Source organism: Xanthomonas sp. XNM01 (genome assembly GCF_014851915.1).
Taxonomy (GTDB): domain Bacteria; phylum Pseudomonadota; class Gammaproteobacteria; order Xanthomonadales; family Xanthomonadaceae; genus Pseudoxanthomonas.
Genome location: NZ_JACVAP010000001.1, coordinates 1197966 through 1213934, shown reverse-complemented (window position 1 = coordinate 1213934; position 15969 = coordinate 1197966). Strand labels below are relative to the sequence as shown.

Annotated in this window: 12 protein-coding genes; 5 read left to right on the top strand and 7 right to left on the bottom strand. The window is 68.7% G+C overall.

Going from position 1 to position 15969, the window contains the following annotated elements:
- Position 1 precedes the first annotated feature (1 nt).
- The 4 genes from IB242_RS05530 to cmk all read right to left on the bottom strand — a co-directional run bounded on the left by IB242_RS05530 (position 2) and on the right by cmk (position 3265).
- Positions 2-277 (bottom strand): hypothetical protein, encoded by a 276-nt coding sequence (locus IB242_RS05530; protein ID WP_192276657.1) that lies wholly within the window; start codon positions 275-277, stop codon positions 2-4.
- Positions 278-341: 64 nt separating this feature from the next.
- Entirely contained in the window at positions 342-656 is a 315-nt protein-coding gene (locus IB242_RS05525) for an integration host factor subunit beta (RefSeq protein WP_192276655.1), read from the bottom strand.
- Between the two features lie 81 nt (positions 657-737).
- Complete coding sequence (gene rpsA / locus IB242_RS05520) at positions 738-2426, bottom strand: 30S ribosomal protein S1 (RefSeq protein ID WP_192276653.1); 1689 nt, start codon at positions 2424-2426, stop codon at positions 738-740.
- 167 nt (positions 2427-2593) lie between these two features.
- Positions 2594-3265 (bottom strand): (d)CMP kinase, encoded by a 672-nt coding sequence (gene cmk, locus IB242_RS05515; protein ID WP_192276650.1) that lies wholly within the window; start codon positions 3263-3265, stop codon positions 2594-2596.
- Positions 3266-3449: 184 nt separating this feature from the next.
- On the opposite strand from cmk, the gene ykgO reads away from it, so the two are divergent.
- The 5 genes from ykgO (at position 3450) to IB242_RS05490 (ending at position 7557) form a co-directional block, all read left to right on the top strand.
- Positions 3450-3575 carry a type B 50S ribosomal protein L36 gene (gene ykgO, locus IB242_RS05510; RefSeq protein ID WP_010342887.1) on the top strand — a complete coding sequence of 42 codons (126 nt, stop codon included), beginning with the start codon at positions 3450-3452 and terminating at the stop codon, positions 3573-3575.
- Positions 3576-3745: 170 nt separating this feature from the next.
- Positions 3746-4072: a hypothetical protein gene (locus tag IB242_RS05505; RefSeq protein ID WP_192276647.1), complete on the top strand. Its 327-nt coding sequence runs from the start codon at positions 3746-3748 to the stop codon at positions 4070-4072.
- A gap of 184 nt (positions 4073-4256) precedes the next feature.
- Entirely contained in the window at positions 4257-5303 is a 1047-nt protein-coding gene (locus IB242_RS05500; RefSeq protein WP_192276643.1) for an agmatine deiminase family protein, read from the top strand.
- Positions 5304-5426: 123 nt separating this feature from the next.
- Positions 5427-6311 carry a carbon-nitrogen hydrolase gene (locus tag IB242_RS05495; protein ID WP_192276640.1) on the top strand — a complete coding sequence of 295 codons (885 nt, stop codon included), beginning with the start codon at positions 5427-5429 and terminating at the stop codon, positions 6309-6311.
- A gap of 31 nt (positions 6312-6342) precedes the next feature.
- Positions 6343-7557: a TraB/GumN family protein gene (locus tag IB242_RS05490; RefSeq protein ID WP_192276637.1), complete on the top strand. Its 1215-nt coding sequence runs from the start codon at positions 6343-6345 to the stop codon at positions 7555-7557.
- A 490-nt stretch (positions 7558-8047) separates the two neighbouring features.
- Here the strand turns inward: IB242_RS05490 and IB242_RS05485 are convergent, their stop codons facing one another.
- The 3 genes from IB242_RS05485 to IB242_RS05475 are packed head-to-tail and all read right to left on the bottom strand — an operon-like array spanning position 8048 to position 15806.
- Positions 8048-11146, bottom strand: coding sequence for an efflux RND transporter permease subunit (locus tag IB242_RS05485; RefSeq protein WP_192276634.1), 3099 nt, complete (start codon positions 11144-11146; stop codon positions 8048-8050).
- A complete protein-coding gene (locus IB242_RS05480) occupies positions 11143-14658 on the bottom strand; it encodes an efflux RND transporter permease subunit (RefSeq protein WP_192276631.1) in 3516 nt (1171 codons plus the stop codon). The genes IB242_RS05485 and IB242_RS05480 overlap by 4 nt, the downstream gene beginning before the upstream one ends.
- Positions 14655-15806, bottom strand: a complete 1152-nt coding sequence (locus tag IB242_RS05475; RefSeq protein ID WP_192276628.1) for an efflux RND transporter periplasmic adaptor subunit — start codon at positions 15804-15806, stop codon at positions 14655-14657. Before IB242_RS05475 ends, IB242_RS05480 begins: the two co-directional genes overlap by 4 nt.
- Positions 15807-15969 lie beyond the last annotated feature (163 nt).

Here is a 15969-nt window from a genome sequence, read left to right as displayed (position 1 = left end):
ATCAGCGTTCCTGGGACGGGGGCTGGCCGGGCGATGCGGAAGCATGCAGCTTCACCGCGCGCCGCAACCGGGCCTGAAGGGGAATCACGGAGGTCGCGGCCACGATGCCGCCACCGAGCAATGCGCCGGCCAGGGCCGACACCATCAGGGCCACGCCCGTGGTGGTGGCCACGCCGGCCAGGCCGAAGTCGAGCACGATGCGCTGGGAATTGAGCGAGCCGATCACCAGTCCGCCAGCGAGGACGGCCAGCAGGATCAGGAGGCGAATGATGGTCATGGTCCGGCTCCCTCCGTGGCGATGCCGGCAAGCTTAGCCGAGCATGCGGAGCGGGACGAGGGCGTCAGGCGTCGGCCTGCGCGGCCGCGGCCACCGGCAAGGCATCGGCCACGCGCTCGCGCAGCTCCTTGCCCGGCTTGAAATGGGGGACATGCTTGCCCGGCAATGCGACCGAATCGCCGGTCTTGGGATTGCGCCCCAGCCTGGGCGGACGGTAATGCAGCGAAAAACTGCCGAAACCGCGGATCTCGATACGCTCGCCGGAGGACAGCGCACCCGCCATCATCTCCAGCAGCGACTTGACGGCCATGTCGACATCTTCGGCCTTCAGGTGCGACTGGCGACGGGCGAGGATCTCGATCAGTTCGGACTTTGTCATCTGTGACCAATGGTTCTTGCAGCGCATTGCGGCGACCCGGATCGCTCCGGGCCGCCGCATGAACGCACTAGCGTGTCTTACTTACTCGGACTTGCCGCCCAGCTGGGCGCGCAGCAGAGCGCCCAGGCTGGTGGTGCCGGCAGCGGCCTCGGCGGCGGTCTTGTTGTACTCCGCCAGTGCCTCGGCGGTTTCCGCGTCGTCCTTGGCCTTGATCGACAACTGCAGGCTGCGGCCCTTGCGGTCCATGCCCACGAACTTGGCCTCGATCTTGTCGCCGACCTTCAGGTGCTGGGTGGCGTCGTCGACGCGCTCGGCGGCGATGTCGCGCGCCATCACATAGCCTTCGATGCCGTCGGCCAGCTCGATGACCGCGCCCTTGGCGTCGACTTCCTTCACCACGCCTTCGACCTTGGAGCCCTTCGGATTGGTCGCCATGTACTGGCCGAACGGATCCTGCTCCATCTGCTTCAGGCCCAGGCTGATGCGCTCGCGCTCCGGATCGACCGCGAGCACGACAGCGTCAAGCATGTCGCCCTTCTTGTAGTTGCGCAGGATGTCTTCGCCGGTGGTGTTCCAGCTGATGTCCGACAGGTGGACCAGGCCGTCGATGCCACCGTCCAGGCCGATGAAGATGCCGAAGTCGGTGATCGACTTGATCTGGCCGGACACCTTGTCGTTCTTCTTGTGGATGGCAGCGAAGGTCTCCCACGGATTGGCGGCGACCTGCTTCATGCCCAGCGAGATGCGGCGACGCTCCTCGTCGACGTCCAGGACCATGACTTCGACTTCGTCACCGACCTGCACGACCTTGGAGGGGTTGACGTTCTTGTTGGTCCAGTCCATCTCGGACACGTGCACCAGGCCTTCGACGCCCGGCTCGATCTCGACGAACGCGCCGTAATCGGTGACGTTGGAGACCTTGCCGTAGACGCGGCTGTTGGACGGGTAACGGCGGGCGATGTTGTCCCACGGATCCTCGCCCAGCTGCTTCAGACCCAGCGAGACGCGGTTGCGCTCGCGGTCGAACTTCAGCACGCGCACGTCCAGCTCGTCGCCGACGTTGACCACTTCCGACGGGTGACGGACACGCTTCCACGCCATGTCGGTGATGTGCAGCAGGCCGTCGATGCCGCCCAGGTCCACGAACGCGCCGTAGTCGGTCAGGTTCTTGACGACGCCCTTCAGCTTGGCACCCTCGACCAGCTTCTCCATCAGCTGCTCGCGCTCTTCCGAATGCTCGCTCTCGACCACCGCACGGCGGGAGACGACGACATTGTTGCGCTTGCGGTCCAGCTTGATGAGCTTGAACTCGAGTTCCTTGCCTTCCAGGTACGCCGGATCGCGGACCGGACGCACGTCGACCAGCGAGCCCGGCAGGAAGGCGCGGACGTCCTTGATGTCGACGGTGAAGCCGCCCTTGACCTTGCCGCTGATGCGGCCGGTGATGGTCTCGTTCTTCTCCAGCGCCTCTTCCAGCTCGTCCCACACCATCGCGCGCTTGGCCTTCTCGCGCGACAGCACGGTCTCGCCGAAGCCGTTCTCGAGCGAGTCGAGCGCGACCTTGACCTGGTCGCCCACGCCCACGTCGATCTCGCCAGCGTCATTCCGGAACTGTTCGATCGGCACGATGCCTTCGGACTTCAGGCCAGCGTTGATCACCACGACATCGCCGCGGACTTCCACGACGGTGCCGACGACGATCGCGCCCGGCTTCAGCTTGGCCAGGTTGGTCTGGCTCTGTTCGAACAGCTCGGCAAAAGATTCGGTCATTAGTGAATACTCGGTTGAACACACGAACGGCCTGCAGCGAGGCTGCGGACCGTCCACCCTGTCTGGCGTCCGCGAACGGAAGCCGTGTGTTGGATGTTGGAAAACCGATGCGACCATTCGCATCGGAACTTGGATCTGCCGTACGTCGTCGCGGCACGGAATGTCGGCTAGCGCGCCTCCACCAGGGAAAGCACGCGCGCCACCACTTCGTCGATGGACAGCCCGGTGGTATCGATGAGTTCGGCGTCGTCGGCCGGCTTCAGCGGTGCCACCGCGCGCTGGGCATCCCGGGCGTCCCGGGCCAGAATCTCGCGCAGCAGACTGTCGAATATAACGGAAACCCCTTTTTCCTTCAACTGGTTATGCCGCCTGCGGGCGCGCTCCTCGGCGCTCGCGGTCAGGAACACCTTGAACGGGGCGTCAGCGAAGATCACCGTTCCCATGTCGCGCCCGTCCGCGACCAGGCCCGGGGCCTGCCGGAACGCCCGCTGGCGCTCCTTCAGCGCGGCCCGCACCTCCGGGATGGCCGCGATGGCCGAGGCGAGCGTGCCGGTGGTCTCCAGCCGCAGCTCGTCGGTGGCGTCGACCCCATTGACCATGACCCGCAGCGCGTCGCCGCGCTCGATGAAGGCCACATCGGTGTCGAAGGTGCAACGCACCAGCGCCGCGGGGTCGGAGAGATCCAGATCGGCCCAGCTGGCCGCCACCCCGACCGCACGGTACAGTGCCCCGGAATCCAGATAGTTCCACCCCAGGCGCGCGGCCGCGAGCCGGCTCACGGTGCCCTTGCCCGCCCCGGACGGCCCATCGATGGTGAGAACGGGGACCGGTGACGTCATGCGGAACTCCAGGCTGGTTCGGGCGGGAAAGCGCGCATTGTAGTCGCAGCGCGGACCGCTCCGCGGGCAGCGCGATGCAACCGCTTGAAAAGGAAACCGAATCCCGGCTAGAATCGCCGGCTTGTCTGCGGCCGTGGCCGTTTTGCGCCCCGGCTCCCCATCCAACGTCCTCCTGAGGTGTGTCATGAAAGTCCTGTCCTCCCTGAAGTCGGCGAAGGCCCGTCACCGCGACTGCAAGGTGGTCCGCCGTCGCGGAAAGGTCTTCGTGATCTGCAAGTCCAACCCGCGTTTCAAGGCGCGTCAGCGCTGATTGCGGGTCCGGCCCCGGCCGGCAACGCGATGGACGGAAGGGCTGCAGCGATGCGGCCCTTCTGCTTTTCTGCGACCTGCACGGCGGACATCCGCTCCGGCACTGGGCTTACAATCGCCGCGACCATCCACCCGGCCGCCCGGCGGCCACCCAACCGGGGAGCACCTGCGATGAAGCGTCCGACCCACCTGCTGTTCCTGGCGTTGCTGGCGCTGGCCGGCCATGCCCATGCCGATGTCCTGCTCGTCGATCGCGCCCAGCAGAAGCCGGCGGTGGCGCAGCCGGCGCGTGGCCTGTCGATGGGCGAGGTCGAAGCGCGCTTCGGCAGTCCGCAGCAGAAGCTCGACCCGCGCGGCGGCCAGAAGCAGCAGTGGCCGACGATCAACCGCTGGGTGTATCCGGACTACGTGGTGTACTTCGAGAAAAGCCGGGTGATCGACGTGGTCGCCCACCGCGCCTCGCCCGCCGAAGTCGGTCCCAAGCCGCCGATCCGCTGAGACAGCGGCGTCTCCGCTGCCGCCGCGGGTGTCGGCGCCTGCCGGCATTTCCGTACGGCCACCGGCCGGCGCTGTCGCCGGCAACCACGCCGGCAACAGCCCTAACGTGCCCGCGCGCCACGCGCCGGGAATCCGATGCGATGCCGGGCAATCCGCCCGGACCCGACCTGAGTACCTGTACGGAATGAGCGACACCCTGCGCTTCCCGGCGGAATGGGAACCCCAGTCCGCGATCCTGATCGCCTGGCCGCATGCCGACACCGACTGGGCGCAGCGCCTGGGCGAGGTCGAAGAGACCTACATCGCCCTGGTCCAGGCCATCGTCCGTTTCCAGCCGGTCTGGATCTGCGTGGCCGACGACGACATCGAGACCTATGCCGCCGCGCGCCTGCGCTCGGCCCGGATCGACATGGCGAAAGTGCGCTTCGTCCCGTTCGACTACGACGACACCTGGCTGCGCGATTCCGGCCCGATCACGCTGCGCGACGGCGACGGCTTCCGCCTGCTCGATTTCCGCTTCACCGCCTGGGGCGGCAAGTTCGAGGCCGGCCGCGACGACCAGCTGGTCGAGGCGCTGGTCGCGCAGGGCCTGTTCCCCGGCGCCGCGCATCAGCGGATCGATTTCGCGCTGGAAGGCGGCGGCATCGAGACCGACGGCGCCGGCACCCTGCTCAGCACGTGGCACTGCCTGCACGAACGGCACCCGGACAAGTCGCGCGCGCAGATCGATGCGATCCTGCTGCAGTCGCTGGCCCAGCACCGGATCCTGTGGCTGGAGCACGGCTACCTGGAGGGCGACGATACCGATGCCCACATCGACACCCTCGCCCGCTTCGCCGCACCGGACGCAATCGTGTTCCAGGCCTGCGACGACGCCGACGACCATCACTACCCCGACCTGAAGGCGATGGCCGAGGAGATCGCCGCGCTGCGCACGGTCGACGGCCAGCCCTACCGGCAGTTCCCGCTGCCGTGGGCCGCGCCGATCCTCGATGGCGAGCGCCGGCTGGCCGCGTCCTACGCGAACTTCCTGATCGTCAACGGCGCGGTGCTGATGCCGGCCTACGGCGTCACCGACGCCGAACGTGCGGTCGACGACGCCGCGGCGGCCGTGCTTGCACAGGCCTTCCCGGACCGCGAGATCGTGCAGGTGCCCTGCCGCCCGCTGATCTGGCAGAACGGCAGCCTGCACTGCATCACCATGCAACTGCCGGCTGGCGTCACCGGCTGAGTCAGCCGTACCCAGCGGCACCGCAGCGCCGGTGCCGCTTCTTTCCCGGATACCCGTCAGCCTGCGTGCAAACACGCCGGGTTACCATTCCCGCTTTCCGCGTTTCAGCCGAGATCGACCGCCATGAGCCGCAAGACCTTGACCGTCGCCCTGATCCAGGAGCGCAACCACGGCGATGCCGCCGCGAACCTGGCCGTGATCGAACAGCGCGTGGCCGAGGCCGCCGCGCAGGGCGCGAAGCTGGTGCTGCTGCAGGAACTGCACAACGGCGCCTATTTCTGCCAGCACGAATCGGTGAACGAGTTCGACCTGGCCGAGCCGATTCCCGGCCCCAGCACCGAACGCCTCGGCGCGCTGGCGAAAAAGCACGGCATCGTGCTGGTCGGCTCGCTGTTCGAGCGCCGTGCCGCCGGGCTGTACCACAACACCGCCGTGGTGTTCGAGACCGACGGCACCCTGCTGGGCAAGTACCGCAAGATGCACATCCCGGACGATCCGGGCTTCTACGAGAAGTTCTACTTCACCCCGGGCGACATCGGCTTCAAGCCGGTCGACACCTCGGTCGGCCGCCTCGGCGTGCTGGTCTGCTGGGACCAGTGGTATCCGGAAGGCGCGCGCCTGATGGCGCTGGCCGGCGCCGAGCTGCTGCTCTACCCGACCGCGATCGGCTGGGATCCGGACGATGTCCAGGACGAGAAGAACCGCCAGCGCGACGCCTGGGTGCTGAGCCACCGCGGCCATGCCGTGGCCAACGGCCTGCCGGTGCTGAGCTGCAACCGGGTCGGCCATGAGACCTCGCCACTGGGTGCGTCCGGCATCGACTTCTGGGGCAACAGCCATGTGCTCGGCCCGCAGGGCGAGTTCATCGCCGAGGCCGGCGGCGAGCCGACCGTGCTGGTCTGCGAGGTCGACCTGGAGCGCTCCGAGCACGTGCGCCGGATCTGGCCGTTCCTGCGCGACCGCCGCATCGACGCCTACGGCGACCTGCTCAAGCGCTACATCGACTGACCGCCGGCAACGGCCCGCACGGAACCTTCCGATGACCCAGACCGACCTGTCCGCCGATCTTCCGCTCGGCGGACAACCGCATCGCATCGTCGAACGCGACGGCGTCCGCTACACCCTGCTCGGCACCGCGCATGTCTCGCAGTCGAGCATCGACGCGGTACGGGCGGCGGTCGCCACCGGCGCCTACGACGCGGTCGCGGTCGAACTGGACCCCGGCCGGCTGCAGTCGCTGAGCGATCCGGACGCGCTGGCGAAGCTGGACATCGTGCGGGTGATCCGCGACGGCAAGACCCACCTGTTCGCCGCCAACCTGGCCCTGTCGGCCTACCAGCGCCGGCTGGCCGAGCAGCTCGGCGTCGAACCCGGTGCCGAGCTGAAGGCCGCGGTACTGGATGCGCGCGCGCGCGACCTGCCGGTACACCTGATCGACCGCGAGGTCGGCCTGACCTTCAAGCGCGCGATGCAGCGCCTGGGCTGGTGGGGCCGGGCCAAGACCGGTGCCGGCATCATGCTGGCGATGTTCGGCGACGAGGAAGTCGGCGACCAGGAAATCGAGAAGCTCAAGCAGGGCGACATGCTGGAGGCCAGCTTCGGCGAGTTCGCCAGCCAGAGCCCCGCCCTGTACGAGGCGGTGATCGGCGAACGCGACCGCTACATGGCGGCGAAGCTGCGCGAGACCGCAGGCGGCGCGCGCGACGTGCTGGCCGTGGTCGGTGCGGGCCACCTGGCCGGCCTGGCCCGGCATCTGGCCGAGGACAGCGCCGAACCGGCCGCGATCCAGCGCGAGCTGGAGACGGTCAAGCCGAAGTCGCGCGTGCCGTGGATGGAGCTGATCATCGGTACCGTCGTGATCGGCGGCTTCGCCTGGGGCTTCTGGCAGGGCGGGATCGACGTCGGCGCCGACCTGCTGCTGCAGTGGGTGCTGGCCACCGGCATCCTGGGGGCGATCGGCTGCGCGATCGCCGGCGGCCATCCGCTGAGCATCCTCGCCGCCTTCATCGCCTCGCCGCTGACGCCGCTGCACCCGGCGCTGGCCTCGGGCACGGTCAGCGCGCTGGTCGAGGCGACGCTGCGCAAGCCGACCTACGCCGACTTCATGGCCCTGCGCGACGACGTGCAGTCGATGAAGGGCTGGTGGCGCAACCGTGTGGCGCGCTTGATGCTCAACTTCTTCCTGACCAGCCTGGGCACCGCGATCGGCGTGTGGACCGGTGGTCTGCGCATGCTGGGCAAGCTGGTCGGCTGAGCACCTGCAAGCGGCCTGCAGGGCGCCGGCCGCGTCGCGGGCCCGTGGGGGCGACGCATCGACGTCGCGAGGACGTCACGCCGCCAGCGACAGCTCCGCGACCAGTCGTTGTCCGGCTGGATCGGCGGGCGTGGCGGGATCGGTCGCGCCCCCGGCTGAAGACCGGGTCCGGCCCGGTTGCCCGACATCCGGAGCGTCGGCATACGCAACCGCGCGCAGGGCGCGACGGGTCGTTGTCGTGAAGACGAATCGGCCCGACAACAGCGGCATGCGACGTGCAGCTGCATGCCCGCCACCTCGCCGCAGCGTCGGCGTCGACCAGGCCACGCCAGCACCGGAGCCGCATACCGAGCGCGGGCTCCACCGCCTGTCGCGCCCCCGGCCCATGCATCGCACCGTGCGCCAGCACACTGCGACTCGGCATGGCCCGTTCTACGCATGCGAGCGGCCGGACGCGCGCGTGGACGGGGCTCGCGCCCCGTCCATGGACTCACTCCGCCAGCGGCTGCGGAGTGCTGCCCGCGTGCTCCGGCGGCAGGCCCCGCGCACGGCGGAGCGTGCGCGACACGCCGTTGCGCAGGTCGTCCAGGATCGCGTAGATCGTCGGCAGGAACAGCAGGCTGACCACCGTCGAGAACGCCAGGCCGCCGGCCACCGCCCGTGCCATCGGCGAGTACTCCAGGCCGCCCAGCACCACCGTGTCGCTCAACGAGATCGGCACCATCGCCAGGATCGCGGTGCCCATCGTCATCATGATCGGACGCAGGCGTTCGCGGCTGCCCTCGACCAGTGCGTCGGTGCGCGACATGCCGCGCCGGCGCAGGTTGTTGATGTGCTCGACCATGATGATGCCGTTGTTCACCACCACGCCCATCAGCACCAGGATGCCGATCAGGGCCATGATCGTGAACGGCGTGCCGGTGATCCAGAACAGCCAGAACACGCCGAACACCGAAAACACCACGCAGCTCATGATCGCCGACGGGAACAGCAGGGACTCGAACACCGCGGCCATCAGCACGTAGATCATCACCAGCGCCAGCAGCAGGTTGAACATCATCTGCTGCATGCCTTCCTGGTCTTCCTGGAAGCCGGACCCGTCGAACGAGTAGCCGTACCCCGGCGGGAAGCTCATCGCCTCGAGCGTGGCCTCCATCGCCTTGCGGGCGTCGGGCATGGTCGTGCCGTCGGTCAGGTTGGCCTGCAGGGTGACCACGGTCTGGCGGCTGAAGCGGTTGATCTGGCTGGCCGACGGCATGGTCGCGATCTCGACCATGCTCAGCAGCGGCACCATCCGCCCGTCCGGGGAACGCACCATGAAGCTGGCGATGTCTTCCACGCCGTAGCTCTGCGCGCCCTCGAAGCGCACCCACACCGGCACTTCAGTCTGGCCGCGACGGAACTCGCGCAGCTGCGCGCCGCGCAGGGCCAGACCGACGAAGCGCGACACCTCTTCGGCACTGAAGCCGTAGGCCGCCGCGCGCTCGCGGTCCACGCGCACGTTGAGCTCGGTGTTCTTGTCGCCACCCTCCACGCGCACGTCGCGCAGCTCCTTGCGTGCGGCCAGCATCGGGATCACGTCCTCGGCCAGCTCGGACAGCAGCTGGGTCGAGTCGCCGACCAGCTGCACCTGGACGTTCTGGCCCGGGCTGCCACCGCCGCCACCCTGCCCGCTCGCGCCGCGCACGCCGAGCGTGGCGCGGGCCGACTTGGGCAGCTCGTTGCTGATCTGGTCGCTGAGCGGCTTGGTGTCCTTCACGGTGTCGGCGAAGGTCACCATCGTCGAGGCCTCGCCCTCCTCGTTGAACCACGAGTAGGTCTGCACGATCTGGAAACGCTCGCGGTTGCGGTCCAGGAAGTTCTCGACCCGGGCCACCTCCTCGGAGATCTGGTCCTTGGTGTAGCTGCCCTTCCACTGGTAATAGACCTGGATCTCGCCGGTATCGCCGCCGCCGAAGAAGTCGAACTTGGTGCCCATCATCGGCGCCACGCTCAGCACCACGATCATGCCGATGCCGAGCACGCTCCAGCCACGGTGCTCCAGCGTCCAGCGCAGGATCCGCGCATAACGGCGCTGCATGCGCGGGATCAGGCCATCGGGCCTGTGCACCGCGGCTGGCGTCTTCATCCGCGCCGACAGCATCGGGATCAGGCTGACCGCGACCAGCCACGACGCCAGCAGCGACACCGTGATCGTGATCGCCAGCTGCGACATGAAGATGCTGATCATGTTGGTCTCGCCCAGCAGGTTGGGCAGGAACACGATGCAGTGCGACAGGGTGCCGGCCGACAGCGCGATGGCCACGTGGCGGGTGCCCAGGATCGCAGCCAGGCGCGGCTGTTCGGGCATCCGCTCGCGCTCCTGGTAGATGCTCTCGACCACGACCACCGCGTTGTCGACCAGCATGCCGACCGCCAGCAGCAGGCCCATCAGGGTCAGCACGTTCAGGGTCACGCCGGCGAAATGCATGAAGCCGAGCGTCACGATGAAGCAGATCGGGATCGCCAGAGTCACCATCAAGGTCGACGGCCAGTGCCGCAGGAACGCGTACAGCACGATGATCGACAGCAGCAGGCCGACCACGCCGGCTTCGCCCAGCTCGATCAGCGAGTCGGTGACCTCGTCGCCCATGTTCTGGATGACCTTGAAGTCGATGTCGTTGAGGCCGGGCTCCTTGCGGATCGCCTCGATCTCGCGCAGCACGTTGCCCGACACCTCCACCAGGTTGGCGTTGCGCTCCTTGAAGATGTCCAGGCCGACCGCGGTGCGCCCGTCCAGGCGCCGGCCGTAGCCCATCCGCTGCGCCTTGAGCCGCACGTCGGCGATGTCGCCCAGGCGCAGCCCCTTCGCGTTCAGCACCAGGTCGCGCAGCTCCTGCAGGTCGCGGATTTCGCCGACCGGCTGCAGGCGCAGGCGGCGGCCGTTGTCCTCGATCTGCCCGGCCGAGACCGAGAAGTTGACCGTCTGCAGGCGCTGGGTCAGCTCATTGAGGCTCAGGTCGTGCGCGGTCAGGCGGTTGGGATCGATCGCGATCTCGACCTCGTTCGGCGGCGCACCGCTGATCTCCACCCGGGCCACGCCGGGGATGCGTTCGATCCGCCGCTTCATGTCGCGGTCGATCAGGTCGTACGCGCCGGTCAGGTCCATGTCCGCGGCCAGGCGTACGCGCAGCACCGCCTCGTCGCTGGTGGAGAACTTCATCACGTAGTAGCGCTGGAAGTCGTCCGGGAACTCGTCGCGGATCGCGTCCAGCCGCTCGCGCGCCTCGGAGGCCGCGATCGACACGTCGCGGTCCCAGTCGGAGAACTCGATGAAGATGCCGGCGCCGTCGGCGGTGGCGTTGCTGCGCATCCGCTTGACCCCGGTCAGGGTCGCCAGGGTCTCCTCGGCCGGGCGCAGGATCGTGCGTTCGATCTCCTCCGGCGTGGAGCCCGAGTACGGCAGCTGCACGAACAGGAACGGCGCCGACACGTCCGGCAGTGCCTCCAGCGGCAGGCGGAACGAGGCGATCAGGCCCACGACCACCAGCGACACGAAGCACATGATCGTGGTGATCGGCCGCTTGATGCTGAACTCGGAAACGCTCATGCGTGCTCCTGGCCCACGGTGGCGTCATAGCCGCCGCTTTCCGCATCGGCGCGTGCGCGCAGGCCGCGCTCGACGTAATCGCTGTCGGGGCGACGGTCGAGCAGGTCGTAGACCACCGGGATCACGAACAGGGTCAGCAGGGTCGAGACCAGCAGGCCGCCGATCACCGTGATCGCCATCGGCGAACGCACCTCGGCGCCGTCGCCCATCGCGATGGCCAGCGGCAGGAAGCCGAACAGCGTGCTCAGCGTGGTCATCACGATCGGACGCAGGCGCGAACGGGCGCCCTCGACCAGCGCCTCGCGCTTGGCCACGCCTTCCTCGCGCAGCTGGTTGACCTTGTCGATCAGGATGATCGCGTTCTTGGTCACCAGGCCGACCATCAATATCAGGCCGATGAAGACCACCACAGAGATCGAATTGCCGGTCAGCATCAGCGCCAGCACCGCACCGACCATCGCCAGCGGGATGGTGAACAGGATGACGAACGGATGCAGCAGCGACTCGAACTGCGAGGCCATCACCAGGTACACCAGGAACACGGCCAGCGCGAACGCGAACAGCAGCGAGCGCACCGATTCGGCCAGCTCCTCGCCCTGGCCGCCGATGTGCAGGCCCAGGCCGGCACCCAGCGGATTGGCGGCGACCATGCCCTGCACTTCCTGCATCGCCGAGCCCAGGTCGATGCCGCGCAGGTTGGCCGAGATCACCGCCACCCGCATCTGGTCGGCACGGTGGATCTCGCTGGGGCCGGTGGTGGCGACCACCTCGGCCACCGCATCCAGCCGCACCGCACGGGCGCTGCCGGGATTGACGATCAGCTGGCGGATGTCCTCGACCGTGGCGCGGTCCGATTCCTGCGCCCGCACCAGCACGTCGATCTTGCGGTCGCGGAAGTTGTAACGCGTGGCCACTTCGCCGCGGACCTTCTTGACCACCGCATCGGCGACCTGGCGCGTGGTCAGGCCGAGCGCACCGGCGCGTTCCTGGTCGAAGCGGATCTGGATCTCCGGGAAGCCCTGTTCCACCGTCGACTTCACGTCGGTGTAGTGCGGGTTGTCGCGCAGCATGCCGGCCAGCTTCTGGCCCGCACGCTCCAGGCTTTCCAGGTCGTTGCCGCGCAGCTCGATCTCCAGCGGCGTGGAGAAGCTGAACAGCTGCGGCCGGGCGAAGTCGGCCTGCGCACCGGGGTAGCGCTGCATGGTCTGGCGCATGCGGTCGCTCTGCTCGGCCTCGAACGCGCGGCTGCCGCCGCCGGCCATGACCACGGTGAGCTTGGCGATGTTCTCGCCGCTCTCGGTCGGGTTGGCGTCCAGCCGCGTGCCGCTGCCGCTGACGCCGTACAGCGTCTCCACGCCGGCGTCGCCGCTGTGCTGGGCCTGCAGTTCTCGCACGACCTTGTCGGTTTCGCGCAGCGGCGTGCCAGGCGGCAGCTTGACCGTCATTTCGAAGCGGTCCTGGGCCAGCTGCGGGATCAGGTCGGTGCCCAGCAGCGGCATCACCGCCACCGCCGCCGCGAACGCGGCGCCGGCGAACAGCAGGACCCGGCCGGGGCGCTGCAGTGCGGCCGGCAGCGCGCGCAGATAGCCACGCTCGGCGCGACCATACGGCGCCATCGCGATGTCGCTGGCCTTGCCCATCACCGGCGACACCACGCGGGTCACCCCGCGCCAGAGCCGCACGAACACCCAGGCGAGGCCGAAGAACATGCCGCGGACGCTGGCGCCGATCCCGCGGCCAACCGCGGCGACCGGCTTCTGCACGCGCGCGGTCGGACGCCAGCTCGGGTGCGCCGGCTCTTCCGGGAAGCCCAGGGCCGAACGCGACTTCCAGGCCGACAGCATCGGGATCAGGGTCATCGCCACCAGCAGCGACACGCCGACCGCGATCGCGATCGTCAGCGCCTGGTCGCGGAACAGCTGGCCGGCGACGCCTTCGACGAAGACCAGCGGCAGGAACACGGCGATCGTGGTCAGGGTCGAGGCCACCACCGCCATGCTGACTTCGCGCGTACCCACGATCGCCGCCTGCAGCGGAGACAGTCCGCGCTCGCGCGCCTTGGCGATGCTCTCCAGCACCACGATCGAGTCGTCGACCACCAGGCCGGTCGCCAGCGCCAGGCCGCCGAGCGACATCACGTTCAGGCTCAGGCCCAGCTGGTCCATGAAGAAGAAGGTGGCGATGATCGAGACCGGCAGCGACAGGCCGATCACCAGCGTGCTCCAGCCGTTGCGCAGGAACAGGAAGATCACCAGCAGCGCCAGGCTGCCGCCCCACACCGCATCGACCTTGACGTCGTTGATCGCGCTGCGGATGAACTTGGACTGGTCGTCGATGACGGTCAGCTCCATGTCGTCGGGCACTTCCTTGCGGATCTGCTCCAAGCGCGCCTGCACCGCATCGGCGGTGGACACGGTGTTCGCGTCGCCTTCCTTGTAGATCGCCAGCTCGACCGCCTCGCGGCCGGCCAGGCGGATGATGGCTTCGCGCTCCTTGTAGCCCTGGCGCACCTCGGCGACGTCCTTCAGCCGCACCGGCACGCCGCCGGCGATCGCACTGCTGCTGCCGCCCGACGAGGCGCTCTGCACCGACGCCGCCGCCGCCAGCACGCTGGCATTGCCCGAGGCCGCGGCGATCGCGGCCATCTGCTGCGCCGCCGAGGCCGCCGCGTTGTCGCCACCGCTCTGGGTGGTGACCAGCATCTCGCGCATGTCCTCGACCGCGGCGAACTGGTTGACCGTGCGCACCAGGTAGCGCTGCGAGCCCTGCTCCAGGCGACCGCCGGACAGGTTGATGTTCTCCTGCTGCAGGCGCTGGATCACGTTGTCGATCGGCAGGTTCAGCTGGGCCAGCTTCTGCTGGTCGATGTCGACCTGGATCTCGTCCTCCAGACCGCCGCCGACCTTGACCGCGGCCACGCCGGTGACCGGCTCGAGCTTCTTCTTCAGGTCGTCGTCGGCATAGCGGCGCAGCGCGGTGAGCTGGCGCACGGCCTGCTCGTCGCTGGCGGTCTCGCCCTTGGCCGACAGCGCCAGCCGCATCACCGGCTCGGTCGACGGATTGAAGCGCAGCAGCACCGGCGCCTTGACCTCCAGCGGCAGCTGCAGCACTTCCAGCTTGTCGCGCACCTCGAGGCTGGCCTGGTCCATGTCGGTACCCCAGGCGAACTCCAGCACCACGTCGCTCTGCCCGGTGCGCGACACGGACTTGAGCTTGCGCAGGCCCTTGGCCACGCCGACGGCCTCCTCGACCGGCTCGGTCACCAGCGTCTCGATCTCGGCCGGGGCCGCACCGGTGTATTCGGTGCGTACGGTCAGGGTCGGATAGCTCAGGTCCGGCAGCAGGTTGACCTTCAGGTCGCCCAGCGCCAGCGCGCCGAACAGCACCATGGTGATGGTGAACATGGCCACGGTGACACGGCGGCGGACGGCGAAGCCGACCAGTCCACCGCGGGCAGCCGCCTGCCAGCCGGCTCCTTCGGAGCCGTGCGATGTCTCGGGGGTATGGCTCATTGTGCGCTACCGGCCTGTGCGGTCGCGTCGGCCGACTTGGCCACCGCGGTGGAGGTCTGTTCCTGCCCGATCACCTGCACCGTGCTGCCGTCGCGCAGCGCCACCTTGCCGGCGGTGACCACGGCGTCGCCTTCCTTCAGGCCTTCGCGGATCTCGCTCCACTCGCCTTCGGTGTAGCCCAGCTTGACCGGCACGCGCACCGCCTTGCCTTCGCGGATCACGTACACCGCCGGATCGCCCTGATCGTCGAGCAGGGCCAGGCGCGGCACCACCAGCGCGTCGGCGCGCTGGTCGTAGTCGATGCGGATGCGGCCGAACATGCCCGGCTGCAGCGCCTCGCCGCCGGTGAAGGCGCAGACCACGCGGAAGGTGCCGCTGCCCGAATCGACCACCGGTGCGACGCGGTCGACCACGCCCTCGAAGCGCTTGCCCGGCAGGGCGTCGGCCAGCAGCACCACCGGCTGACCGGCCTTCATCGTCGCCAGCTCGCGCTCGGGTACGTTGAGCGTGGCCTCCAGGCGCGAATCGTCGACGATGCGGAAGATCGGTGTATTGATCTGGACGAAGTTGCCGTCCTTGATCGAGCGCGAGGCGATCACGCCGGAGATCGGCGCGGTCACCGTCGAGTACGACAGCTCCAGCGCGGCCATGTTGTGCTGGGCGCGCGCGTTCTCGACGTCGTAGCGCATCTGGTCGACCTCACCGGCGCTGATCAGCTGCTGGGCGACCAGCTGCTGGGCACGGCGGTAGTTGTTCTCCAGCTTGCGCAGCTGCGCCTCGCTCTGGGCCACGGCCAGGCGCGCGCGGTCCGGATCGAGCCGGACCAGAGCCTGTCCGGCCTTGACCTGCTGGCCTTCCTCGACCAGGACCTGCAGGGCCACGCCCGACGTCTTGGCCACCACCTGCGATTCGGCACGGGGCTCCAGCGCGGCGGTGCCGGTGTAGCTGGCCGCGATCGCGCGGTGCGACGCCTTGACGACCTCCACCGGCACGGCATCGGCAGGCTTTTCCGCCGCATCGGCCGCATCGCCGCCGGGCGCGCCCCCCTTGCAGGCAGACAGCAGCAGTGCGCAGGCCAGCAGCGCGGTGGCGGCACGGGGGCCGTGGCGCAGGAGGTGGGAGGAGGAACGGGTCGTTGCGGTGTCCATGCGCGTGAGGTGCCTTGGCGTGGGGCGTGAATAGGTGTTGTACGCAAGTAAATCACCAGAACGACCCCCTGCCATGCGCCGAAGGTCATGGTGACTGCAGGGATCCCTTCGCCGGGTGCCGGCCCCGGCCCCCGAAAACGGCCACGCGCCAGGCACCAGGCAA